At 59.0% G+C, this 24,948-nt stretch carries 16 protein-coding genes; 10 read left to right on the top strand and 6 right to left on the bottom strand.

The features are described from left to right. Positions 1–22: 22 nt before the first annotated feature. Positions 23–1,156, bottom strand: coding sequence for a porin OmpC (locus VGC33_RS12470; protein WP_331121079.1), 1,134 nt, complete (start codon positions 1,154–1,156; stop codon positions 23–25). Between the two features lie 781 nt (positions 1,157–1,937). Between VGC33_RS12470 and VGC33_RS12465 the strand changes: the two genes are divergently transcribed. The 4 genes from VGC33_RS12465 (at position 1,938) to rcsB (ending at position 7,040) form a co-directional block, all read left to right on the top strand. Next, on the top strand, positions 1,938–2,315 hold the full coding sequence (locus tag VGC33_RS12465) for a DUF4186 domain-containing protein (RefSeq protein WP_331121078.1): 378 nt from the start codon (positions 1,938–1,940) through the stop codon (positions 2,313–2,315). Positions 2,316–2,492: 177 nt separating this feature from the next. Further along, on the top strand, positions 2,493–3,644 hold the full coding sequence (locus VGC33_RS12460; RefSeq protein ID WP_331121077.1) for an MFS transporter: 1,152 nt from the start codon (positions 2,493–2,495) through the stop codon (positions 3,642–3,644). 25 nt (positions 3,645–3,669) lie between these two features. Further along, entirely contained in the window at positions 3,670–6,381 is a 2,712-nt protein-coding gene (rcsD, locus tag VGC33_RS12455) for a phosphotransferase RcsD (protein WP_331121076.1), read from the top strand. 8 nt (positions 6,382–6,389) lie between these two features. Beyond that, positions 6,390–7,040: a response regulator transcription factor RcsB gene (gene rcsB, locus VGC33_RS12450; protein WP_331121075.1), complete on the top strand. Its 651-nt coding sequence runs from the start codon at positions 6,390–6,392 to the stop codon at positions 7,038–7,040. Between the two features lie 76 nt (positions 7,041–7,116). On the opposite strand, the gene rcsC is transcribed toward rcsB, so the two are convergent. Together rcsC and gyrA are read right to left on the bottom strand one after the other, a co-directional pair. Then, positions 7,117–9,981 (bottom strand): two-component system sensor histidine kinase RcsC, encoded by a 2,865-nt coding sequence (gene rcsC / locus VGC33_RS12445; RefSeq protein ID WP_331121074.1) that lies wholly within the window; start codon positions 9,979–9,981, stop codon positions 7,117–7,119. Between the two features lie 144 nt (positions 9,982–10,125). Continuing rightward, positions 10,126–12,795: a DNA topoisomerase (ATP-hydrolyzing) subunit A gene (gene gyrA, locus VGC33_RS12440; protein WP_331121073.1), complete on the bottom strand. Its 2,670-nt coding sequence runs from the start codon at positions 12,793–12,795 to the stop codon at positions 10,126–10,128. A gap of 239 nt (positions 12,796–13,034) precedes the next feature. Here gyrA and ubiG point away from each other — a divergent pair, with 239 nt between their 5' ends. From ubiG to VGC33_RS12415, 5 genes are all read left to right on the top strand, one after another. After that, positions 13,035–13,778: a bifunctional 2-polyprenyl-6-hydroxyphenol methylase/3-demethylubiquinol 3-O-methyltransferase UbiG gene (ubiG, locus tag VGC33_RS12435; protein WP_331121121.1), complete on the top strand. Its 744-nt coding sequence runs from the start codon at positions 13,035–13,037 to the stop codon at positions 13,776–13,778. Between the two features lie 316 nt (positions 13,779–14,094). Then, positions 14,095–16,380 (top strand): class 1a ribonucleoside-diphosphate reductase subunit alpha, encoded by a 2,286-nt coding sequence (gene nrdA, locus VGC33_RS12430; RefSeq protein ID WP_331121072.1) that lies wholly within the window; start codon positions 14,095–14,097, stop codon positions 16,378–16,380. Between the two features lie 49 nt (positions 16,381–16,429). Next, on the top strand, positions 16,430–17,560 hold the full coding sequence (nrdB, locus tag VGC33_RS12425; protein WP_331121071.1) for a class Ia ribonucleoside-diphosphate reductase subunit beta: 1,131 nt from the start codon (positions 16,430–16,432) through the stop codon (positions 17,558–17,560). A 24-nt stretch (positions 17,561–17,584) separates the two neighbouring features. Continuing rightward, entirely contained in the window at positions 17,585–17,833 is a 249-nt protein-coding gene (yfaE, locus tag VGC33_RS12420; protein ID WP_331121120.1) for a class I ribonucleotide reductase maintenance protein YfaE, read from the top strand. A gap of 348 nt (positions 17,834–18,181) precedes the next feature. Beyond that, entirely contained in the window at positions 18,182–19,687 is a 1,506-nt protein-coding gene (locus VGC33_RS12415; protein ID WP_331121070.1) for an MFS transporter, read from the top strand. A 185-nt stretch (positions 19,688–19,872) separates the two neighbouring features. On the opposite strand, the gene VGC33_RS12410 is transcribed toward VGC33_RS12415, so the two are convergent. Then, a complete protein-coding gene (locus VGC33_RS12410; RefSeq protein WP_331121069.1) occupies positions 19,873–21,078 on the bottom strand; it encodes an epoxide hydrolase family protein in 1,206 nt (401 codons plus the stop codon). 113 nt (positions 21,079–21,191) lie between these two features. Here VGC33_RS12410 and VGC33_RS12405 point away from each other — a divergent pair, with 113 nt between their 5' ends. Further along, the gene (locus VGC33_RS12405) at positions 21,192–22,091 is read left to right on the top strand and encodes a LysR family transcriptional regulator (RefSeq protein WP_331121068.1); all 900 of its coding nucleotides are present in this window, start codon (positions 21,192–21,194) and stop codon (positions 22,089–22,091) included. 119 nt (positions 22,092–22,210) lie between these two features. On the opposite strand, the gene VGC33_RS12400 is transcribed toward VGC33_RS12405, so the two are convergent. Next, complete coding sequence (locus tag VGC33_RS12400; RefSeq protein WP_331121067.1) at positions 22,211–23,485, bottom strand: nicotinamide mononucleotide deamidase-related protein YfaY; 1,275 nt, start codon at positions 23,483–23,485, stop codon at positions 22,211–22,213. 64 nt (positions 23,486–23,549) lie between these two features. Then, positions 23,550–24,941, bottom strand: a complete 1,392-nt coding sequence (menE, locus tag VGC33_RS12395; RefSeq protein ID WP_331121066.1) for an o-succinylbenzoate--CoA ligase — start codon at positions 24,939–24,941, stop codon at positions 23,550–23,552. Positions 24,942–24,948 lie beyond the last annotated feature (7 nt).

Raw genomic sequence — 24,948 nt, 5'->3', positions numbered from 1 at the left:
CAACCCTCTCCCGTGTTGATTGTCAGAACTGATAAACCAGGCCTACCGCCACCACGTCATCGGTATTGATCCCGGCGGCATCGGTAAACCGGTTGTCGTCCAGCAGGTTGATTTTATAATCCACATAGGTGGAAAGATTTTTATTGAAGTAATAACTGGTGCCTAAATCGACAAATTTCACCAAATTCTCGCCTTGGTAAGTATTGCCGTCGCCACCGGTGCCCAGATCCTTGCCATGGGTCTGGTTATAACCGACAAACGGCACCAGGCCGAAGTCGAACTTGTAGTCCGCGTACGCTTCAAAGCTTTGCGCTTTATTGGCGTAACCGTAAAGGGTGGAGTTACTGGAGCCGAACGGCGCGGCGTTATAGGATTGGGTAAACATGACCGCCACGTAAACCTGGTTGGCATCGTATTTCAACCCGCCGGAATACCCTTCCGCCCGGTCGCCGTGTCCCATGATGTTCTCATAGGTGCGGGCGCCGTTTTGATCGTCGGTGCGTTTGGAGTTAAAGAATGCGCCCGCCGCGCTGACGCCCATACCGAGATCGTAGCTTAAGGACATGCCGTAGCCTTCGCCGTTTTGTCCCAACACGTCGCGCCCGTTGCCGGATTCTTCAGGAGAGCCGTTCTTGCCCTGATACTGCAGCGCGAATTTTAACCCATCCACCAGGCCAAAGAAGTTTTCATTACGATAGGTCGCCACGCCGCTGGTACGCTGGAATAAAAATTGGTCGGCGCCATAGGTGGATCCGTCGAACTCGGGCTGCATATCGGTGAAAGCGGCAACATCGTAGAGCACTCCGTTGTTGCGGCCGTAGTCAAAGGAGCCGGCGTCGTCGAATTTCAAGCCGGCGAAACCATAGCGGGTATGGTTTCCGTCCTCGGCATCGCTACCCTCGCTGTTGTTGGCCTTGATTTCATATTCCCACTGGCCGTAGCCGGTGAGCCGATCGTTGATCTGGGTTTCGCCCTTAAAGCCAAGACGGGTGTAGGTCTTGTCGCCATCGCTGCCATCATTATCGGAAAAATAGTGCAAGCCATGGAGCGATCCGTAAAAATCGAGTTTATTGCCGTCTTTATTGTAGATTTCCGCCGCGCCGGCCGACGCGGCGACCATTAAGGCAGGAAGTAGGGACAGAACGTAAAGTTTCATTCTTTTATCCTCGAATAGTTATTATCTTTGGCCACCCTTGTTTGAGGTGCTTAAAAGAGATATTAAGCAGCGATAAACCATTTCATTTTGCGTTAATTGCAATTTTATACTAGCGGTAAAATGATACCAAGTAGCTTACAATGTTTCAAAATGCAAAGCTTATATTTAAACATGTTGCCGCTGGTGAACTTAATCAAAATTCAATTATCGGCACCGCGGCAAGGAGGCAACGGTCATTTAGCCGAGCATTTATTTTTTTATCATTAAATTCAATAAGATAAAAATTAATAGTCTATATAGCACTTTGTGGCAAAACGCGGTTTTTTTTTGCATTATTATTAATGATACTATCATCATTAATTTTCATTGTTACTCTCATCATTGATGTGTTTTCCCTCGCCGGTTCCATGACCGGCTTTTTTTTGCGGGTAGTAAAAATATTAATATTCATTAATAAATGTTAGAAAATAAAACACCGCGGCCTGAAATCGCTATTTACGGCAAAATGTCTATTTATAAACATCAGCTTAATAAAGGGGCGACGGGTTATTTGTTTATTACATTAAAAAAATGAATATATTAAAATACGATAGTGATCACATTAAAAGCGATTTATTTTTCCCCGCAGCGCGCGTCGATCCGGCCCCGGGATAACCCCGCCGGGCACAGCGCAATTCGTTATCCGGTGCTTAACATGCTACACTTTATGCCGTCATTTTCCGGGCAATGACTGACGACGAATGACCGTCTAGGGTAGCGCCGATGGGCAGCAGGAGACCACATGCCGCAATACCAGGATCTCGACATCGTTTGGCATCGCTTGCAGCGGTCCGCTTTCCGGTCCGGGTTCCGGCTCAATGAAAAAGACCTGGCCTATCTGCGTAACAAAGGCACGGCGGTGGTGCTTGGCCATGCGCGGGAATTTATCAGCGCCCGGCTGGCGCCGGCGCTGCCGGCCAAAGACGGTAAACAGACGCCCTGGCGCGGCCATCCGGTGTTTGTCGCCCAGCACGCCACCGCCACCTGCTGCCGGGGATGCCTGGAAAAATGGCACGGCATCGCCAGGGGACGGGCATTGGACGAAGCGCAGCAGGAATACATTGTGCGGATGATAGCATTATGGCTTGAGCGACGGGGCGGCGGCGATGGCCCTGTATAACGCTTATGACGGTTTTTTATTATTTCAAACCCGCCATGCTTCGAGTTGCAGGAAGGCGGCACGCCCGCTCACCCCGGCAGCATAGATTACTATGTGACCGGGGTGAGCGGGCGCGGCCAACGCACCTGCGGCTTGAAGTGGACGGGTATAGGCCAGGCGGGATATCCGGGAAGCTCAATGACCACGACTTGCAGTACGCACCAGCACACCGGCCTGCCGGTACGCATCGCCACCCGTATCGTTTTTTTTATCGCCGGCTTCGGCATGTCGGCCTGGGCGCCGCTGGTGCCCTTTGCCAAACAGCGTCTGGATATTGATGACGCCGCCCTCGGCATGCTACTGCTGTGCCTGGGCATCGGTTCGCTGCTGGCCATGCCGCTGGCGGCGCCGCTGGCCGCCAGGCTTGGCTGCCGGCGGGTGATTTGCGGCGCCGGCCTGCTGCTTTGCCTGACGCTGCCGGCGCTGGCGCTGGCGCCCGCCCCGGTATCGCTTGGCGCGTCGCTGCTGCTGTTCGGCATGGCGCTCGGCGCCATGGACATCAGCATGAATATACAGGCGGTGACGGTGGAAAAAGCCGGCGGCCGGGCCATGATGTCGGGATTTCACGGGTTTTTCAGCATCGGCGGCATAACCGGCGCCGGTTTGGTCAGCATCCTGCTGTGGCTTGGCTGTACGCCGTTCTGGTCGACCGCCGCCGCCGTTCTGCTGATGGCGATCTTGCTGTTGTACGCGGCCGGCGATCTGCTGTCCCAACCGCCGGAAAACGATCCCGGCCCGTTGTTCGTGCGCCCGCGCGGCAAGGTCATGTTTATCGGGCTGCTATGCTTTATCCTGTTCCTGGCGGAAGGCGCCATGCTTGACTGGAGCGCCCTGTTCCTGACCGTCGAGCGCGGCGTCGACAGCGCCAGGGGCGGCCTGGGATATGTGTTGTTTTCCATTGCCATGACCTTCGGCCGCCTGAACGGCGACCGGCTGATTAACGCCATCGGCCGCTATCGCACCCTGGCGGCCGGTAGCCTGTGCGCCTCGGCCGGCCTGTGGCTGGCCATTTTCGTCGACCAGCCGCTGGTGACGCTGCTGGGTTTCATGCTGGTGGGACTGGGCGCCTCCAACCTGGTTCCCCTGCTGTTCAGCGTCGTGGGCCGGCAAACGGATATGCCGCCGAACCTTGCGCTGGCGGCCATTTCCGGCGTTGGTTACGCCGGTATCCTGGCCGGCCCGGCGCTGATTGGCTTTATTGCCCATTTGACCAGCCTGTTCGCCGCGTTCGGCTGCGTCGCATTGTTACTTCTGGTGGTCACCCTGAGCGCGCGCCGGGTGACCCGCTAAAGAAAGCCGGTGATAAAAAACACACATGCAAATTAAGAACCTGACCCTGACCTCGGCCGCGTTGACCCGCGGTCTGCTGGTGTTTATTTTATTATTGCTGCTGTCGTTATGGCTGTTTGGTTTTCATACCATCAACGCGTATATCGTTGAAAAAAAACACAGCATGTCCACCCTTACCCTGGCGCTGCAAAAACGTATCGATACCTATCGTTTCGTCGCCGATCGCTTATACGATGAATCATCCGGCGGCGGCGCGGCCGCCCTTCCGCTTGGGGATATCCACGAAACGCGTTTGCGTCCCGATGTGTACTTCATCGAAAAGAACCATAAAAAAACCGACGGCCTGATCTTCGGCGCTCATGAAAGCGCCACCCTGGCCACGGCGGTGAGGATGTCGCAGTACCTGGATATCCTGTGGGGCGCGGAGAACAACAATTACTCCTTATTTTATCTCAACGGCGTCGACAACAGCCTGACCCTGATTTCCACACAGCCGCTGCGCGATATTGCGCCGCGTTTCGAGGACAGCAATATCAGCGTCCTGGTAAAATCCCGCCGGACGGAAATGCTGCAACAGGCCAATATCCTGGACGAACGCGAAAGCTTTTCGCCGCTGCGCAAATATCGTTTCCAAAACGACTACTACTTTACCCAGCGGATTATCATCAACCAGCCGGGGCATCTGGCCACCATCGTCGCCTTTGACCTGCCGGTAAACGATCTCATCCCGCTTAACATGGCGCGCGCCAATTTCTCTCTGGTCGCCGCCGACGGGCCTGACGGCGACGCGGACGACGAGCGGGATAACGCGCAGCCGGTGACCAGCGTGATAACCGGATCGGCGCTTGCCATCAGCGCCCGGTTCGCCAATGCCCCGCTGAATCTGGTGTACCACGTGCCGCTGGGCAACCTGACCGTGGATCTGCTGCGCAGCAATATCTGGCCGGTTGCCATCGACCTGCTGATGATTGCGCTTTCGCTGCTGGGAATTTACCTGGTGCGCCAGCATTTCCTGCGGCCGCGCGAGAATATGGCGCAGGCGCTGAAATCCCACCGCATCCTGAGCGAGGAAGTGATAGCCAACCTGCCCTTGGGGCTGCTGGTGTACAATTTCAGCGATAACAGCCTGGTCGCCAGCAACAAGATTGGCGATCACCTGCTGCCCCACCTCAGCCTGCAAAAAATCGCCAACCTGGCTGAAAGCCACCAGGGTGTTATCCAGGCGACGGTCAATAACGAAGTGTACGAAATCCGCATGTTCAAAAGCCAGCTTTCCCCGGAAACCTATCTGTTCCAGTTGCTGGATCATGATAAAGAGGTGCTGGTGAACAAAAGACTGCAGCAGGCGCAGCAGGAGCTGGCGAAAAACCATCAGGCCCGGCGCGCCATTCTCACCAATTTCCAGGATGAGTTAAGCCGGCCGTTGCTGATGATTAACCAATTAACCGATGCCCTGCTGCACGCCGTGACCGACGACGATCGCGCACGCTGCCTGGCGGACCTGAAAAGCGAGTCTACTCGTCTGGCGGCGCTGTTTGATAACCTGCGCCTGCTGACGGCGCTGGAAATTCAGGACTGGCAGCCGTCTCTCGTTGACTTTTCGCTGCCGGAACTTATCGACGCCTTATTGGTGGCGCGTTTGCCGGCCGTGCGGCAAAAAGGCCTGAGCCTGTATCATCACTATCACTTGCCGTTAAACCTGAGACACACGGGCGACGCGCTGGCGGTGAAAAAAATCATTTCACTGTTGCTGGACTATAGCATTATCAGTACCCAGTACGGCAAAATCGTCTTATCCATCGATCAGGATCCGTCCCGTTCCGATATACTTCTGTGCACCATCAGCGATACCGGCAGCGGCATCAGCCCGGAGGAACTGGCGAACCTGCACCAGCCGTTCGTCAGCCGCGCGCAGGAAGATCATTACCAGCGCGGGTCGGCCCTGGCCTGGTTCCTGTGCTCGAGGCTGTGTAAACAGCTGGGCGGCAGCCTGGATATCCATAGTAAAGCCGGCATCGGCACCCGTTATCGGGTCAGGCTACAGCTGCCGCCGGCGGCAAGCGGCGACGCCGGGGAGGAGCCGGAAAAAATCCTGGACGGCACGCTGGCGCTGCTGGATATCGCCAATGAGGAAGCGCGCAGCATTGTCAATGCCATGCTGACCCAGTGGGGAGCGGAATGCCTGTATCCCGATGAGCATCATCTGGTCCAGGAGCATGACCTGTTGCTGACCGACGATAGCAATCGCCTGGAGGATTTCGCCCTATTGCTGCACGGCGCCGAACCGGCGATCGCCCATCTCTCGCCGTATCGTCTGCGGGTTAATTATAATCTGAGCGGCCCGTTGCTTGAGGCGCTGCTACAGTTGATGGAACTGAGGCTGGCCCAGACGGATACCTGCCGGGACGCGGAAATCGAGGCCCCGGCCGAGGAAAATGCGGCGCTGGATCAGCTCTATTCCAGCGACTATTTCGCGCTATTTGCCGATACAGTACCCGATGACGTCAAGAGGCTGTATACTGAAGCCGAGAGCGGCGACCTGAGCGCTCTGGCCCAGACCGCGCACCGCCTCAAAGGCGTCTTTGCCATGCTGAACCTGGTTTCGGGCAAGCTGTTGTGTGAAACCCTGGAACAACATATAAAACAAGCTGCTATCCAAAATGATAAAACTAAAATCGGCAACGATATCCACCAAATTGATGCTTTTGTTATTAAACTGCTACAGCATGCAAGGTAGTCAACATTATGAATAATCTGAACGTCATCATTGCCGATGACCATCCGATCGTCCTGTTCGGCATCCGCAAATCCCTGGAATCCATTGAGTGGGTCAAAGTTGTCGGTGAATTCGAAGACTCCACCTCCTTAATCAACAGCCTGAGCAAACTGGATGCCAACGTTCTGGTCACCGATCTCTCCATGCCCGGCGAGAAATACGGCGACGGCATTACCCTCATCAAATATATCAAGCGCCACTATCCCCACCTGGCGATTATCGTGCTGACCATGAATAACAACCCGGCCATATTAAGCGCGGTGCTGGAACTGGATATCGACGGTATCGTCCTCAAGCAGGGGGCGCCCACCGACCTGCCCAAGGCGCTGGCCTCCTTGCAAAAGGGAAAAAAATATACCCCGGACAGCGTGGCTAAACTGCTGGAGCGCATCAGCGCCGGCGGATATGGCGATAAGCGGCTGTCCCCGAAAGAAAGCGAAGTGCTGCGGCTGTTCGCCGAAGGGTTTCTGGTCACGGAAATCGCTAAAAAGCTCAATCGCAGTATCAAGACCATCAGCAGCCAGAAAAAATCAGCCATGCTGAAACTGGGCGTGGAAAATGACATCGCGCTGCTCAACTACCTGTCGTCGGTCAGCATGGCGCCGGTGGACAAAGAATAACCCCCTTCCCAGGCGATGGGCGGCGCGTTGCGCCGTCCATCGGATAGCCTTCCCCCCACAACCTGTCCCCGAATATTCAACCGGCATCGGCCGGGGATTGCTGGCGGGTCTGCTGGCTGAAATGCGCCAGTGCCGGCTGCAGCACGCTTAAGGTTACCGGTTTGGACAAACAGCTGTCCATGCCAGCATCCAGGCAGCGTTGTTTTTCCTCCGCCAGGGCGTTGGCGGTCACGCCGATCACCGGCAGTTGGACACCCTGGCCACGCAACCGCCGGGTCAGTTGATAGCCGTCCATATTAGGCATATTGACATCGGTAAGGATGATATCCACCGATTGTTTTTGCAGTGTGCCCAGAGCGTCCACCCCATCGTTGGCGGTAATCACCTGATAGCCCAGCGATTCAAGCTGGTCCGCCAGCAGCCGGCGGTTGATCGGATGATCGTCCACCACCAGAATGCGGATATCGTTATTGAGGTCGCCGGCGGTCGGCGCCATGGCCGACGGCGCGGGCAACGCCTGCGCCGTCGCCTGGTCGCCGCGGCATATTTTCAGCAGCAGCAGCGGCAGCGCGTCCGCGAAGGCGGTGCTTAACCACCATTCGCCGTCCGACATTTCCTGCGCCGGGCCGATATGGTTGACCATAAAACGGATCCAGGCGCGTGGGCGGCAGGCCGGCGCGTCGTCGTCGTCGGTGATAAACACCGATTCGTGGTCAATATCCTGCCAGGTATGGCGCTTGACCATCATGCCTTCCGCGCCCAGCAGGCGGGTCAGGTAGACCTCCAGGGCCGCGTTGCGCACATGCAGCCAGCAGACGCGCCCGTACAGGTCGCTGCTCAGCACCTGTGGCGCGTAGCTTGCCTGGTACAGCGGCAGCCGGATGGTAAACTGGCTGCCCAACCCGGTCTCGGACTCGACGTCGATATCGCCGTCCATCAGGTTGACCAGTTTTTCGCAGATAGCCAGCCCCAGCCCGGTGCCGTGGGACTGCTGCTGCCCGCCGCTGCCCAGTTGCACAAAGGGGTCGAACAGCCGCAGCAGTTCACGCTGCTGGATGCCCACCCCGGTATCGCGGATCTGGAACAACAGGTAATCAGCGTCGCGATAAACACGGACCACCAGACAGCCGCTGTGGGTAAATTTAATCGCATTGTTCAGCAGGTTCGACAATACCTGCTGCAGGCGCACCGGGTCGCCGCGCAGGTTGAGCGGCACGTCGGGGTCGATAAAACAGTAGAGGCCCAGACGTTTTTTCACCACCAGCGACAGATAATTGCCGGCAATATGGCTGACCACTTCGCGTGGGGAAAATCCGCGCGGCTCGATTTTCAACTGCTCGGATTCTATTTTCGAGAAGTCGAGGATATCGCTGATAATACTGAGCAACAGCGCGGAAGAGTTGTCCATCGCCATCACCAGGCGATCGACGCCGTCGGGCAGCGCCTTGGTCTTGATCAAATCCAGATTGCCGATGATCCCGTACAGCGGCGTGCGCAATTCATGGCTGACCGTTGCCAGGAACATTGATTTCGCCTGGCTGGTCTGCTCCGCCGCCGCCGCCATTTCCTGCAGGGACTCCTCCATCCTTACCCGGGCGCTGATATCCACCAGCACGCAGATGGCGACATTCTCGTTGCGATAGCGCGAATGCACAAAGCTGATTTGCAGGTTATTGTTATTGCTGGTCATCACATCGACAAAATTGACCTGCTGGCCGCAGATGATGTGGATAATGCGTTGCCGATCCTCAAAGGTCAGCAGACTGAGATAATTATGCGCCAGCTCGTTGCTTATCAGGTTAGCGCCGTCGCTGATGCGCAGGATGCAAATACCCACCGGCGCGGAGGCGACAATTTTACGATTGAACTGCTCGTTCTCCTCCAGCTGCAGGGCATTTTTCTGTGCCGGGGAAAACATCCGGCGCTCAAACAACCATGCCAGCATAAACAGCAGGGTGGCCGACAGGACATTGAGCAGCAGGGCGTTAAAGATCAGCGGCTTGAAATTTTCCACCACCTGGTTCACCGCCAGTGAATAAACAATGCTCAGTGACGAGGGCGCCAGGTTTTTTTTCATCACCAGGTTTTTATAGCCATCGGTATAACCGTAATAGCTGGCCGGCGACGGATAATTGTTAAGCGCCGAGGCTTTGCGCTCCCCCTCCGACAGGGACATCACCGGCATATTGCCCGCATCCAGCAGGGTAATGCCGATAGGCAGGCTGCTGGCGGTGGAAAAATCCTCCAGCCGGATGCTCATTTCAACGCCCAGCAATGCCTGTAGCTTATTGGCGATATAAATGGGGGTCAGCAGGTAAAAATTCCCGCTGCCGCCGCGCGCGCCCGGCACCACCCAATACAGGTCGTTCTGGCGATCGTTTTGCCGCGCGTTGCGGTATTTAATCACCTGCTCCTGCAGGCTTTTCGGCATTGATGCCGCCGCGCCGCGAAAGTTGAAATCAGCCATGCAGAGGTTCTCGCCGTTGATATAAAACACCCGGTTAAGATCGTAGGCATCGGAAAAGCTGTCTTTCCAGTAGCTGAGAAAATAACTCAGGGAGTCAACGGCATTATGGTAATCGGCATCGGCGTCGGCGCGGCGACAGTCGGTATTGGGATACAGCGGTAGCATGTCGGGCTTGCCGGTCTTGCCGGCAAACACGCCGTTAAGCGTTTCCATTGTCGACGATCCGGCGTTGAGCCGGTTCTCCGCCACATATTTGATTTCCCGAATAATGGAAGTGGCCCGGCTGATATACGCCTGGGCCTGGGCAAAGCTGGTGTAATACTCCTGGCGCAGGTCGGATTCCCGCTGGTGCAGTTGGCTGATAATGTAAAAAGCCGACAGCAAGGCGCCCAGCGCCCAAAGCAATAGCGCCAGGGTGCGAAACAGATAGCGGGATATTTTTACCGTTGTGCGAAATGATGTGAAGTATTTCAAAAAAGTTACGTTCCGGTCATATTTTAATCAGAGGCCAGCGAATGGCGTTACACTACCGGCCCCCAATAAAAAAAGCCAGCGCGACGGCTGGCTTTTCGGGGCGATCTGGCTGCCCGACGCTCTGCTGGCATCGGGCGGCGGCAATCAGGCGTCGGGTTCGTCGTCTCCGTTCGCCTGGTCATCGTCTTCAACGCCGGTATCCTCGTCGTCGAGGTCATCAATAACGGCGTCTTCGATCTCGTCACCTTCGGCCAGACCTTCGACGCTGTCAAGCTCTTCATCGTCAACCGGCTCGGCCACGCGCTGCAGCCCGACCACATGCTCGTTTTCAGCGGTGCGGATAAGCGTAACGCCCTGGGTATTGCGTCCGACGATGCTGACTTCGGACACCCGGGTGCGCACCAGCGTGCCGGCATCGGTGATCATCATGATCTGATCGGTATCGGTCACCTGCACCGCGCCGACCACCTCGCCGTTGCGCTCGCTCACCTTAATCGAGATCACCCCGAGGGTGGCACGGGATTTGGTGGGGTATTCCGCCTGGGCGGTGCGTTTGCCGTAGCCATGCTGGGTAACGGTCAAAATCGGCCCGTCGCCGCGCGGCACGATAAGCGACACCACCCGATCCTTCTCGGCCAGATTGATGCCGCGCACGCCGGTGGCGGTACGGCCCATCGAGCGCACCTGCCCTTCCGGGAAGCGCACCACTTTACCATAGGCGGAAAACAGCATGACTTCATTCTGGCCGTCGGTCAGATCGACGCCTATCAGCTCATCGCCCTCGTTGAGGTTGACGGCGATAATGCCGGCGCTGCGCGGTCGGCTGAATTCGGTCAGCGCGGTCTTTTTCACCGTGCCGCTGGCGGTCGCCATAAACACGTGGCGGCCTTCCTCATATTCCCGCACCGGCAGGATGGCGGTGATGCGTTCATTCGGCTCAAGGGGCAGCAGATTGACGATCGGCCGGCCGCGGGCGCCGCGGCTGGCTTCCGGCAGTTGGTACACCTTCATCCAGTAAAGGCGGCCACGGCTGGAGAACAGCAGGATGGTGTCATGGGTGTTGGCCACCAGCAGCCGGTCGATAAAGTCCTCTTCCTTGATGCGCGCCGCCGATTTGCCTTTGCCGCCGCGCCGTTGGGCTTCGTAGTCGGTCAAGGGCTGGTATTTGACATAACCCTGGTGGGACAGGGTCACCACCACGTCTTCCTGGTTGATCAGATCCTCGATGTTGATATCGGAGGTGTTGGCGGTGATTTCAGTACGGCGGGCGTCGTTGTACTGTTCCTTCATCGCGTTGAGCTCTTCGCGAATCACTTCCATCAGCCGATCGGGGTTTTCCAGGATGATAATCAGTTCCGCGATCTGTTCCAGCAGCTCTTTATACTCGTCGAGCAGCCTCTCGTGCTCCAGGCCGGTCAGCTTTTGCAGACGTAAATCCAGGATCGCCTGGGCCTGCTGCTCGGTCAGGTAATACCGGCCGTCGCGGATGCCGTACTCCGGCTCCAGCCATTCGGGCCGCGCGGCGTCGTCGCCGGCGCGTTCGAGCATCGCCGCCACGGTGCCCAGCTCCCAGGAACGGGCCACCAGCCCGGCCTTGGCTTCCGCCGGGCTTTGCGCGTTGCGGATTAGCTCGATGATCGGATCGATATTGGCCAGCGCCACGGCCAGCGCTTCGAGGATATGGGCGCGGTCGCGCGCCTTGCGCAGCTCAAAAATGGTACGGCGGGTTACCACTTCACGGCGGTGGCGCACAAAGGCGGACAAGATATCCTTCAGGGCCATGATCTTCGGCTGGCCCTGGTGCAGCGCCACCATATTGATGCCGAACGACACCTGCAGCTGCGTCTGCGAGTAGAGGTTGTTCAACACCACCTCGCCCACCGCGTCGCGCTTGATTTCGATCACGATGCGCATGCCGTCTTTATCGGATTCGTCGCGCAGGGCGCTAATGCCCTCGATACGTTTGTCCTTGACCAGTTCGGCAATCTTCTCGATCAGGCGGGCTTTGTTCACCTGATAGGGAATTTCATGCACGATAATGGTTTCGCGGCCGCTTTTGGCGTCCGCTTCCACTTCCGCGCGGGCGCGGATCAGGATTTTGCCGCGTCCGGTGCGGTAGGCGTCTTCAATGCCGCGCCGGCCGTTGATAATGGCGGCGGTGGGGAAGTCCGGCCCCGGAATGTGTTCCATCAGCCCTTCGACGCTGATATTTTCATCGTCGATAAACGCCAGGCAGCCGTTTATCACCTCGGTGAGGTTATGCGGCGGAATATTGGTGGCCATGCCGACCGCGATACCGGAGGAACCATTGATCAGCAGGTTGGGAACCTTGGTGGGCATGACCTCGGGGATCTGCTCGGTGCCGTCGTAGTTCGGCACATAGTCCACGGTGTCTTTTTCGAGGTCCGCCAATAATTCATGGGCGATTTTCGACATGCGGATTTCGGTATAACGCATCGCCGCGGCGGAGTCGCCGTCGACGGAACCGAAGTTACCCTGGCCATCCACCAGCATGTAACGCAGCGAGAACGGCTGGGCCATACGCACGATGGTGTCGTAGACCGCGGAATCACCATGGGGGTGATATTTACCGATAACGTCCCCGACCACACGGGCCGATTTTTTGTAAGGTTTATTCCAGTCATTACCAAGCACGCTCATCGCGAATAAAACGCGGCGGTGTACCGGCTTCAGTCCATCACGTACATCCGGCAGCGCACGTCCGATAATGACGGACATGGCATAATCCAGATAAGAGCGTTTCATCTCTTCTTCGATGTTGACCGGTGTTATTTCTCTGGCAAGGTCGCTCATGCAGCCGCTATCCCTCTACTAATTGATGCATCTACCCGGATTTGAAGGTGCCAAAGTATACCATAAATCGGTGATTCAGGGAAAATAGTCGGCGGCCGGGCACCTGCGCGCCGGCGATTCCCCCGGTAATGCCGCTGGTCAGTTGCGAGGTTAGCGGTATACTTGCCGCAGGCGGGGAGATGAAACCCGGGAAACACCTGTGTGAACGCAAATACCAACGCGATAAGGGAGCGAGCGTGATGAATCCGCAAGTCAGCAGCAATACTCGGGACGTGGCGCGCCACGACAATGTCGACCAGCAGGAAATTGCCAAATTTGACGCCGTCGCCTCGCGTTGGTGGGATCTGGAAGGCGAGTTCAAGCCGTTGCACCGGATTAATCCGCTGCGCCTGGACTATATCCTGGGACGCGCCGGCGGCCTGTTCGGCAAAACCGTGCTGGACGTCGGCTGCGGCGGCGGCATCCTGACGGAAAGCATGGCGCGGGAAGGCGCGCGGGCCACCGGCCTGGACATGGGCACCGAGCCGCTGGCGGTGGCGCGGCTGCATGCGTTGGAAACCGGTATCAAGATCGATTACATCCAGCAAACGGTGGAGGATCACGCCGCCGCCAACCCGGAGGGTTACGATGTGGTCACCTGCATGGAAATGCTGGAGCACGTGCCCGACCCGGCCTCGATCGTGCGCGCCTGCGCCCGGCTGGTGAAACCCGGCGGCGATGTGTTTTTCTCCACCCTGAACCGCAACCCCAAGTCCTGGCTAATGGCCATCGTCGGCGCCGAGTACCTGCTGCGCATGGTGCCGCGCGGCACCCATGACATCAGGAAATTTATCAAGCCGGCGGAATTGATGACCTGGCTGGAAAGCACTTCCCTGCGCGAGCGCCATATCATCGGGCTGCATTATAATCCGCTGCGCGACAGGTTTTCCCTTGGCGGCAACGTCGATGTAAATTATATGTTGCATACGCGGCGCCCGGTTTGACCGGCGGGGGTAGCGTAAATCGTTACCCCTCGTTTAATAAAACGCCAAATAATCCCAATTTGAATTTTTTGTTCGCCGCGATTGACATGCGCTAAGCGCCGGTGAAATAGCGCTTTAACGAATCCGTTAACATTTCACCCCCATGTTATCCACAAAAACGGGTGTTTTAGTCCCTTGCAATGAGTGCGTTTTGTCACTATCTTGTTATCAAATTAACGAAAAACCCTACATATAGTGTTTCACCGCCAAGGAAAACACTATTTCCGCGTTTGCGCGAGCGTAACGCACGGGGTCACACGGACAGGTATTGCGGCTTATGAACCAGAGTCTGCTTGTAACAAAACGCGACGGCACTAAAGAAAAAATCAACCTCGACAAAATCCACCGCGTCATCGACTGGGCGGCGAAAGGCCTGGAAAACGTCTCGGTTTCCCAGGTCGAGCTGCGATCCCATATCCAGTTCTACGACGGCATCAAAACCGCCGATATCCATGAAACCATTATCAAGGCGGCGGCGGATTTGATCTCCCGCGATGCCCCGGACTATCAATACCTGGCCGCCCGCCTGGCGGTATTCCACCTGCGTAAAAAAGCCTACGGCCAGTTTGAGCCGCCAAAGCTTTACGATCACGTGACCCGGCTGGTGGAGATGGGCAAATACGACCGCCATCTGCTGGAGGATTACAGCGCCGACGAGTTTGCGCGCATGGACGGTTTTATCGACCACTGGCGCGATATGAATTTTTCCTACGCGGCGGTGAAGCAGCTGGAAGGTAAATACCTGGTGCAAAACCGGGTCAGCGGCCAGATCTACGAAAGCGCGCAGTTCCTGTATATTCTGGTGGCGGCCTGCCTGTTCTCCGGCTATGACCGCGCCACCCGCCTGGACTATGTCAAGCGGTTCTACGACGCCATATCCACCTTCAAGATCTCGCTGCCCACGCCCATCATGTCCGGCGTACGCACCCCGACCCGCCAGTTCAGCTCATGCGTGCTGATTGAATGCGGCGACAGCCTGGATTCCATTAACGCCACCTCCAGCGCCATCGTGAAATATGTGTCCCAGCGCGCCGGCATCGGCATCAACGCGGGCCGTATCCGGGCGCTGGGCAGCCCGATCCGCGGCGGCGAAGCCTTCCATACCGGCTGCGTGCCGTTTTATAAACATTTCCAGACCGCGGTGAAGTCCTGCTCCCAGGGCGGCGTGCGCGGCGGCGCGGCCACGCTGTTTTACCCGATGTGGCATCTCGAGGTGGAAAGCCTGCTGGTGTTGAAGAATAACCGCGGGGTGGAAGGCAACCGCGTGCGGCATATGGATTACGGCGTCCAGATCAACAAGCTGATGTATCAGCGCCTGGTCAAGGGCGAGGACATCACCCTGTTCAGCCCCTCCGACGTGCCGGGACTGTACGACGCCTTTTTTGCCGATCAGGAAGAGTTCGAGCGGCTGTATACCCGCTATGAGCGGGACGACAGCATCCGCAAGCAGCGCGTCAAGGCGGTTGATCTGTTTTCATTGATGATGCAGGAGCGCGCCTCCACCGGCCGCATCTATATCCAGCACGTGGACCATTGCAATACCCACAGTCCGTTCGACGCTTCCGTGGCGCCGATCCGCCAGTCCAACCTGTGCCTGGAAATCGCCTTGCCGACCAAGCCGCTGGAAGACGTTAACGACGAAAGCGGTGAAATCGCGCTGTGTACCCTGTCGGCGTTCAACCTGGGCGTGCTGGACAGCCTGGACGACCTGCAGGAGCTGGCGACCCTGGCGGTGCGCGCCCTCGACGCCCTGCTTGATTACCAGGACTACCCGATACCGGCCGCGCAGCGCGGCGCCATGGGCCGCCGCACGCTGGGCGTGGGGGTGATCAACTACGCCTATTATCTGGCGAAGAACGGCGTGCGCTATTCCGACGGCAGCGCCAATAACCTGACGCACCGCACCTTCGAAGCCATCCAGTATTATCTGCTGAAGGCGTCCAACGAGCTGGCGCAAGAACGCGGGGCCTGTCCGTGGTTTAATGAAACCACCTACTCCCAGGGCATCCTGCCTATCGACACCTATAAAAAAGACCTCGACGCCATATGCAGCGAGCCGCTGCATTATGACTGGGAAACCCTGCGCGCCGATATTCAGCGGCACGGCCTGCGTAACTCGACCCTGTCGGCGCTGATGCCTTCGGAGACGTCGTCGCAGATTTCCAACGCCACCAACGGCATCGAGCCGCCGCGCGGCTATGTCAGCATCAAGGCGTCCAAGGACGGTATCCTGCGCCAGGTGGTGCCGGAGTCCAACCGGCTGAAGGACGCCTATGAGCTGCTGTGGGAAATGCCGAACAACGACGGTTACCTGCATCTGGTGGGGGTGATGCAGAAATTCATCGATCAGGCGATTTCGTCCAATACCAATTACGATCCGTCGCGTTTTCCCGCCGGGAAGGTGCCGATGAAACAGTTGCTGAAAGATTTGCTGACCGCGTATAAATTCGGCGTCAAGACGCTGTATTACCAAAATACCCGTGATGGCGCGGAAGACGCGCAGGAAGATATGCAGGCCGCGGCCGAGACGGATGATTGCGAAAGCGGCGCCTGTAAGATTTAACACTGGCCGCGGGCGGCGCCGGCGCCGTCCGTGGGTAACGGGAGAGACCATGGCCTATACCACATTTTCACAGAACAAAAACAACCAGTTGCTCGAGCCGATGTTTTTCGGCCAGAATGTCAACGTGGCGCGTTACGACCAGCAAAAATACGATATCTTCGAAAAACTGATTGAAAAACAGCTGTCGTTCTTCTGGCGGCCCGAAGAAGTGGACGTATCTCGCGATCGCATCGATTTCCAGGCGCTGCCGGAGCATGAAAAGCATATTTTCATCAGCAACCTGAAATACCAGACCCTGCTCGACTCGATCCAGGGACGCAGCCCCAACGTGGCGCTGCTGCCGCTTATCTCCATTCCCGAACTGGAGACCTGGGTGGAGACCTGGGCCTTTTCGGAAACCATTCATTCACGCTCCTATACCCATATTATCCGCAATATCGTCAACGACCCGTCGCTGGTGTTCGATGATATCGTCACTAATGAGGAGATCCTCAAACGGGCCAAGGATATCTCGGGTTATTACGACGATCTGATCGAGCTGACCGGGTATTACCATCTGCTCGGGGTGGGCACCCATCAGGTGAACGGTCGGGAAGTGACGGTCAGCCTGCGGGAGCTGAAGAAAAAGCTGTATCTGTGCCTGATGAGCGTCAACGCCCTGGAGGCGGTGCGTTTCTACGTCAGTTTTGCCTGCTCCTTTGCCTTTGCCGAGCGCGAGCTGATGGAGGGCAACGCCAAGATCATCCGCCTTATAGCCCGCGACGAGGCGCTGCACCTGACCGGCACCCAGCATATGCTGAACCTGCTGCGTTCCGGCGAGGACGACCCGGAAATGGCCGAGATCGCCAAAGAATGCCAGCAGGATTGCTATGACCTGTTCGTACTGGCGGCGGAGCAGGAAAAAGAGTGGGCCAGCTATCTGTTTCGCGACGGCTCGATGATCGGACTGAACAAAGATATCCTGTGCCAGTATGTGGATTATATTACCAATATCCGCATGCAGGCGGTGGGCCTTGAGCTGCCATTTGCCACCCGTTCCAACCCCATCCCCTGGATCAATACCTGGCTGGTGTCTGATAACGTCCAGGTGGCGCCGCAGGAGGTGGAGGTCAGCTCGTACCTGGTCGGCCAGATTGACTCCGAGGTCAACGCCGGCGATCTCAGCGACTTCGAGCTGTAAACCGCCGTGTCCACGCCCTTGCCGATGATTACGCTGCGTCTTGACGGCGCGCGGCTGACCTGCGAGAGCCGCCACGGCTCGCTGCTGGACGCGCTGGAAGCCCATCAGGTGCCGGTGGAATCCCAGTGCCGTTCCGGTTATTGCGGCGCCTGCCGCCTGCGCCTGGCGCGGGGACAGGTGCGCTACCACCACACCCCGCTGGCGTTTATCCAGCCCGGCGAGATCCTGCCCTGCTGCTGCCTGCCGGTTGAGGATATCGAGCTGGAACTGTAATTATACTGCTCCGCCAACCCTGAAAAAAAGGCGCAAAGCGCGCAAGCTGTCCATCGACGCGCTCGCCGCCTTATCAGCTGTGCCTAACAGCACCCCGCGAAAATATGAGGCCACCGGTAACATATCCCTCAGACAATTTCTGATGATCTATAACGTCTTGGCCGACATTAACGATATACATGTGTTGACCAGGGCGGAGAACCCGCCGGACAGATTATTTATGGGGCCGCACCATCGGCGTGCAACCTGTTATTTGGCATTAAGATATAACTTTTTGGCCTTTCCCTGCGGCCGAGCGCTGGTTATGCTGCCCCTACATTTTACCTTTCTTTAATAAGCAAGCCATCCATGTCTCAACTCCTGACTAACGCCCACGTCGCGACGCTTGACGCCGATAACGCGCCGGCCGGCGATGCGCTTTTCATCAACAGCGCCGCCGATGTCTCCCGCCTGGTCAACGCCGGCAGCCAACAACGCAATCATGCCGGGATCATCATCGGCATTGCGCTGGGCGGCGTGTTTCTTGATGCCTACGATCTGGGCGCGCTGGCGTTTGGAATAAAAGACATTACCCGCGAATTTCACCTGACGCCCGCCGGCGCCGGCATGGTGGCCTCGGCCATCACCTTCGGCGCTATCGTCGGCGCGTTTTTCGGCGGTTACCTGACCGATAAAATAGGCCGCTACCGGGTGTTTATGGCGGATATGTTCTTTTTTGTCATCGCCGCGCTGGCCTGCGCCTTTGCTCCCAATGAATGGGTGCTGGCCGGGGCGCGCTTCGTCATGGGCCTGGGCGTCGGCATCGATTTGCCGGTGGCCATGGCCTTCCTGGCGGAATTTTCCCGGTTGCGGGGCCGGGGCAATAAAGCGGCCAGCATCGCCATGTGGTGCCCAACCTGGTATGCCGCCATCAGCGTGTCATATTTGCTGGTGCTGGTGCTTTACGGCGTTTTGCCCGCCGGGTATACCGATTGGCTGTGGCGTCTGATCCTGGGATTCGGCGCGGTGCCGGCCTTGTTTATCATCGCCATCCGCAGCCGTTATATGAGCGAGTCGCCGGTATGGGCGGCCAACCAGGGCGATCTGGCCGGCGCCGCGCGCATCCTGCGGCGCTCCTATGGCATTAACGCCCAGGTGGCGGCCAACGCCGGCCGGCATGCGCCGGCCGCGCCCGCGCGCCGGGCAAGCTTTAGCAACTACGGCCAACTGCTGAAAGGCATTTACCTCAAGCGCACCGTATTGGCGACGATTATCGCCGTGGCCTCGTCTTTTGCCTATAACGCCGTGGCTTTCGGCCTGCCGGTTATCATCAGCAGTTTCCTGGCGCAGTCCATGCTGACCACCATCCTGGCGTCGCTGGCGCTGAACCTGCTGTTCGCGTTTGTCGGCGGGCTGATTGCGGTGCGCTGGGTGCCGCGCTTCGGCGCGTGGAACATGACGGTGCTGGGCTATGCGTTCCAACTGGCGGCGCTGGTCGGCCTGGGGCTGATTGGACGGCCGGCGGACGGGCTGCACGCCGGACTTGCCATCGGCATGCTGGCGTTGTTTTTGTTCGGCCAGGGTATCGGCCCCGGTTCGCACAGCATGACCTTCGCGTCGTTAAGTTATCCGACCTCGCTACGCGGCGTGGGCGTCGGTTTCAACCAGACGCTGATGCGCGCCAGCTCCACGGTTTCGTTGTTCCTGTTTCCGGTCTTGGCGGCATTGCTGAATACCGGCGTATTCTGGGTGATTGCCATCGCGCCGCTGGCCGGGCTGGCGGCGCTATTGACGATTCGCTGGGAACCGTCGGGTTATGATGTGGACGCGGAGGATTTTGCGGCTGTCACCGCGTCCAGCAGCGTGCGGTCGTAAAAACCCGGCCGGGAAAAGAGCGGCAGGTAATGGGCGCGCACGAGGACGCTCACGCTACCGATCTGGAGCTGGCCGAGACGTTTTGCCCCCGTTGCGGCGGCGCCGATCCGATCGGGACGGCGCCTGGCATTGAAGCCCTGTGCCGTAAGTGGGGCGCGTCTCGCAAACGGCGATTTCGGACCTCATTAGCACTGCGTTCCCGACACCTTGGCGATGAAGGCGCGCAGGTCCGCCAACATCAGCTCCGGCTCTTCCAGCGCGGCGAAATGGCCGCCCCTCTCCATGTCCGTCCAGTGCACAATATTGTAGGTCTTTTCGGCAAACGAGCGCGGCGTCGGCAGAAAGACGGGATCGGGAAACGCCGCGACGCCCATCGGCGCCTGGATGCGGGTTCCGGCCGGGAACCGATCCGCGCCTTCCTGGCGCTTGCCATGGTAAATCCACATTGCCGTGACCGCCGCCGGCGTCGCGATATAAAGCATGATATTGGTGAGCAATTCCTCTTCCGAGTATTTGCTCCAGATGTCCGGACCGCCGTCAGCCGTCGTCGGCAAATCCGACCATTTACCAAATTTTTCGAGAATCCAGCCGGCCGCGCCGACCGGGCTGTCGGCCATCGCGACGCCCAGTGTCTGCGGGCGCGTCTCCTGCTCGTGATTATAGCCCGTCTCCCAATCGAGGATCGCGTCGCGGCGGGAGAACAAATCCTTTTCCTCGGACGTGGTGGGAACGCTATCCCCGGCGAAGATACTCACCATATTGATATGGAAACCGAGCATTGCGTCCGGCCGCGCGTACGCCATCCAGCTGGCGATATGCGCACCCCAATCGCCGCCCTGGACGAGGTAGCGTGTCTGGCCGAACAAGCGCGTCATCAGCCCATGCATGAGATCGGCCGACCGGCATGGCCCGATGACGCCGGTGATGGGGTTCGAGAAGGCAAAACCTGGGAGCGAGGGAACGACGACATCGTGCCCATCGGCGGCAAGAGGCGCCAGCAGCCGCTCGAACTCAAGATACGAGCCCGGCCAGCCGTGGAGGAGGAGCACGGGGGGCTTGGACCCGTCGCCCTTCACATGGACGAAATGGATATGCTCGCCTTCGATCACCGTCGTGAAGTTGGGGAGCTGGTTGATGCGCCGCTCCACCTCGCGCCACTTATAGCTGTCCCGCCAGTAGGCGACGAGCCGTTTGAGGTCGCCGATGCCGACGCCCGCCGACCACCCTCCCGCATCCGCAAGCAAATTCCAGTCATACCCTTCGACTTTTGCCCTGATCGCGGCGAGCCGCTGCTCAGGAATGTTTATCTGGTAAGGCGAAACCATCATTTTCTCCTCATGGGTGCCGTACGTTGCATAAAAATTGAGATAGCGTTGATCGTCAAACCGCATCGACACGGTTTCAATGCATTGCACACTCTTATGCAAAGATAGACGCTCGCAATGCGCTCGTCTATGCTATGAATTTGCTCAATTCTTTTGCGTTATACGCACAGGTGGTGTTTATGGCTCTGGCCGGCGATCTGGAAATCTTCGTGCTCGTCGCCGAGGAAGGTAGTTTTTCGGCGGCTGGACGCCGGCTAAAGGCGGCGCCTTCTTCAATAGCGCGGGTCATTGACCGCATCGAAGCTCGGCTTGGCGTTCGCCTGCTGCTGCGAACCACGCGTTCGCTGATACTCACGCCCGAGGGCGTGACTTATCTGTCGTCCGCCCGGCGGATCATTGCGGATCTGAGGGAAACCGAGCAGTCTATTGCGGATCAGAGTTCCCCCAAGGGGCGCCTGCGTATCTGCCTTTCGCTTCAGTACGGAAAAATGTTCGTCGTACCGCTTCTTCGCGAGTTCATTCAGCAATACCCCGGCATCCTGCTGGAAATCATCGCCACCGACGCCGTCGTGGACATTGCCGCGGGCCAGGCGGACGTTGCGGTACGGCTGGGGCCGCTGCCCGACGGACTTCTTACCGCCCGCCGGCTTGGCGCCACCCATAAGGTCATCGTGGCGTCTCCGGGCTATCTCGCACGTCGAGGCACGCCGGCGGTTCCGGAGGATCTCTACCATCACGATTGTATTGGCTTCAACTTCAAACGAGCCGCGCCGACGTGGCCGTTTCGCAAAGACGGCCGCGATTATTCATTGCCGATCAAGGGCTGCGTGGAAACGAATAATGGCGATACGGAAGGCCAGCTGGCCCTCGAAGGGATCGGGATCGCGCGTGTTTGCGCCGAGACGGTGGAAGACGCTGTCCAGGCAGGCAGGCTCGTGCCTATCCTCGAAGCGTTTAACCCCGGCGATGGTGAGGAGGTCCATGCGGTATTCGTGGGCGGCGCGCATACACCGGCCCGGGTGCGTTGCTTCGTCGACTACCTCGTTGGGCGGCTGTGCGCATCACCTGCGCAACCGTGATTGAATCCACGCCTTGAACCGCCCAACGGGATTGCAGCGGGGTATCCCTATCCCGGCGTTAACGTCATGCGCATTTCAGATCGGAGGCCCGCTGTTATGCCGATTATCGCCCGCGGCGCTTACGCCAGGGTTTCGGCGACGCGTATCCAGCCGTGTTCGCCGTAGACCGGCCAGCCGTTGAGCCAGCGCCTGAGCATATTCAGCGCCATCAGCGACACCATTTCCTGGCGGGTTTTCAGGCCGTGGCGCTGGATGCTTACCGCAAAGACCACGGTTTGCGCGTAACCGCCGTCCGGCGTGTGCAGCGCCAGGCTGATATTATCCTGCTCCATATTGCCCACCACCAGCGCCAGATCGGCGCCGTGCCTTTGCGCCAGCCCTTGCGCCTGTTGCGCCAGCTGTCGCAGGAGCGGCTGCTCGCCATCGGCCGGGGCGGGATTCGAGGCGCTTATGGCGCCGTCGGCTGAAGAGACCGCCTCGGTGCCGATGCCCGGCGCGTCTATCCACTCGCCGCCGCGCACCGGCATGCCCGCGCTCTGGCATTGCCAGGTCAGCAGGCCGGCGGTGAACCGTTCGCCGATCGCCAGGGTCAGCGGGCGCTGCCGCAGGCGCTGCGCCAGTTGGGTCGGCAAATCCTCGGTTCCTTCAAAAATGGCGCTTTCACCGGCCACCGCGCGGACCTGTTGCCAGGCCAGTTCCATAGCGTCGCGCTCATGGGCCGGGCCGGTCAGTTTCAATTCGATAATCGGCATGGAGGATCGGTAGCCAAGCACCACCTCTTCCGGCAGCGTCATGTCGTCAAGCTGGCTCGCCAGCTCGCTTTCGGCGCGGCCAAAGGTGGTCAGGCGCAGGCACAGCGGCGGGTCCGGCAGATCAAACCGCTCGCGCAGGCGCGGCACGATTTGCTGCTCGACCATCACCTTGAACTCCGACGGCACGCCGGGTGTAAAAAACATCAGGCAGCGGTTGAGCTGCAGGGCAAAACCGCAGGCGGTGCCCACCGGATTATCGATCATCTCGGCATTGGCGGGGATCTGGGCCTGCTTACGGTTGCTCGGCGCCATCACCCGGCCGCGCTCGGCAAAAAAGGCCTGGATCTTCGCCAGCCATTCGGGATGCTCAACCAGCTCCTCGCCGGTGGCGGTGGCGGCGGCCAGCGCGCTGAGGTCGTCGCTGGTCGGCCCCAGGCCGCCGTTGACAATCATGATATCGGCGCGCAGGCTACGCTCGGTAAGCGCCGCCACCAGGGCGGAGAGATTATCGCCCACGGTCATGCGCGCACTCATCGGCAACCCCTGCTCAAACAAATAGTTCGCAAGCCAAGCCGCATTGGTATCGAGAATCTGTCCATGCAGCACTTCGTCACCGGTGCACAGCATTTCTACCCTAAGCATACTTCTCTCCTGTCATCTTCATACCGCCACTTTAGAAAGCCGGACCGACAAACACAACCTTTCTTTAGGGATTTAACGCGAAATGCGTCTGCGCCAGACGGGTAAGCTGGCCGCGCGCGATTTTTATGCCGCCGGTGGATAGCCGGTCGGGCAGCACCTGGCCCAGTGAAAGGTAGGCCACCGGCCGCTGCCATGGCGCCAATTGAGGCTCCAGCCAGGCGCGCAGTTCGGTAAAGGGCGCGTCGGCGTCCAGCACCGCCACCGGCCGCTGGCCGAATTCCCCGTCATCCACCGGTACCACGAACGACTGGCGCACGGCGGGGTGCGCGCCCAGGATACGTTCGATATCCTCCGGCTGCACGCCCTCGCCGCCGCAAAAAAAGACATTATCCAGCCGGCCGCTGATATGCAGTTCGCCGTCGACAAACCGGCCGGCGTCGCGGGTATGAAACCAGCCGTCGCTATCGGCAAGCCGCATCAGCCGCCCCTGCTGCCAGTAGCCCGACGCCATGCTGCTGCCGCGCAGCCATACCTCGCCGTCCACCAGCCGCAGTTCGCGGCCCTCCAGGGGCAAGCCGACGCCGCCCGAGTCATCGGCGCGCTTGGCGCAGACGGTGGAGGCGAACTCCGTCAGGCCGTAGCCGCACCAGCAGCGCACGCCGAGCGCTTCCGCCCTGCGCGTCAGTTCCGGCGGGATCATCGCGCCGCCCAGCAGCACATCCCGCAGGCTGAGCTGCGCGGGGTCGTCTTGCAGCAGCCGCCAGAGCTGCGTCGGCACCAGCGAGGCGTGGGTGCATCCGGCCAGCGCCTGTTCAAGCGGCTGGTCCGGGGCCAGGGAAAGCGTGGCGCCCACCGCCAGGGCGCGCCAGACGATACCCTGGCCGGAAACGTGGTACAGCGGCAGCGACAGCAGCCAGCGGTGGCGGTGCTGGAAAGCCATTAACCGGGTCACGCCCGCGGCGCTGGCCAGGTGCGCGGCGTAGGTGTGGGCCGCCGCCTTGGGCAGGCCGCTGGAGCCTGAGGTCAGGGTCAGGGTCGCCAGGCGGTTGACCTGCCATGACAGGTGCGGCGCGACGGCGACGGCGGCATCGTTTATCGTTAACGTCGCGATGTTTCCTGGCCAGGGCAAGCCGCGCCCGCACCAGCCGAACTCTATGTTCAGGGTGGCCAGCCGCTCCGCCAGCGGTTGCGCCGGCAGCAGCGGATTGAGCGGCAGGACGCGCGCCCCGCACTGCAGCGCGGCAAGATAGGCCAGCAGCAGCTCCAGGCTGTTTTTACCCCGCAGCGCCACCCCGCAGCCCACAAAGACGCCCGCCCGCTGCCAGTCGGCGGCCAATTGGTCCACGCGCATCACCAGGTTGCGCCAGCTCCAGTCGGCGTCGTCCACGCGCAGGGCGATACTGTGCGGCGTCTGCCGCGCCCAATGCTGCCAGGGCCAGGTGGCAAACGTTATCATGGCTGCT

Origin of the sequence: Acerihabitans sp. (genome assembly GCF_036398755.1) — a bacterium.
In the GTDB taxonomy this organism is placed as follows: domain Bacteria; phylum Pseudomonadota; class Gammaproteobacteria; order Enterobacterales; family Enterobacteriaceae; genus Acerihabitans.
The sequence above is the reverse complement of the archived record's forward strand: the minus strand, read 5'-3'. Positions and strand labels throughout refer to the sequence as shown.

Coding starts and splice junctions, on each gene's coding strand:
- VGC33_RS12470 (WP_331121079.1), bottom strand. CDS start 1,156: ATGAAACTTTACGTTCTGTCCCTACTTCCTGCCTTAATGGTCGCCGCG.
- VGC33_RS12465 (WP_331121078.1), top strand. CDS start 1,938: ATGCCGCAATACCAGGATCTCGACATCGTTTGGCATCGCTTGCAGCGG.
- VGC33_RS12460 (WP_331121077.1), top strand. CDS start 2,493: ATGACCACGACTTGCAGTACGCACCAGCACACCGGCCTGCCGGTACGC.
- rcsD (WP_331121076.1), top strand. CDS start 3,670: ATGCAAATTAAGAACCTGACCCTGACCTCGGCCGCGTTGACCCGCGGT.
- rcsB (WP_331121075.1), top strand. CDS start 6,390: ATGAATAATCTGAACGTCATCATTGCCGATGACCATCCGATCGTCCTG.
- gyrA (WP_331121073.1), bottom strand. CDS start 12,795: ATGAGCGACCTTGCCAGAGAAATAACACCGGTCAACATCGAAGAAGAG.
- ubiG (WP_331121121.1), top strand. CDS start 13,035: ATGAATCCGCAAGTCAGCAGCAATACTCGGGACGTGGCGCGCCACGAC.
- nrdA (WP_331121072.1), top strand. CDS start 14,095: ATGAACCAGAGTCTGCTTGTAACAAAACGCGACGGCACTAAAGAAAAA.
- nrdB (WP_331121071.1), top strand. CDS start 16,430: ATGGCCTATACCACATTTTCACAGAACAAAAACAACCAGTTGCTCGAG.
- yfaE (WP_331121120.1), top strand. CDS start 17,585: ATGATTACGCTGCGTCTTGACGGCGCGCGGCTGACCTGCGAGAGCCGC.
- VGC33_RS12415 (WP_331121070.1), top strand. CDS start 18,182: ATGTCTCAACTCCTGACTAACGCCCACGTCGCGACGCTTGACGCCGAT.
- VGC33_RS12410 (WP_331121069.1), bottom strand. CDS start 21,078: ATGCGGTTTGACGATCAACGCTATCTCAATTTTTATGCAACGTACGGC.
- VGC33_RS12405 (WP_331121068.1), top strand. CDS start 21,192: ATGGCTCTGGCCGGCGATCTGGAAATCTTCGTGCTCGTCGCCGAGGAA.
- VGC33_RS12400 (WP_331121067.1), bottom strand. CDS start 23,485: ATGCTTAGGGTAGAAATGCTGTGCACCGGTGACGAAGTGCTGCATGGA.
- menE (WP_331121066.1), bottom strand. CDS start 24,941: ATGATAACGTTTGCCACCTGGCCCTGGCAGCATTGGGCGCGGCAGACG.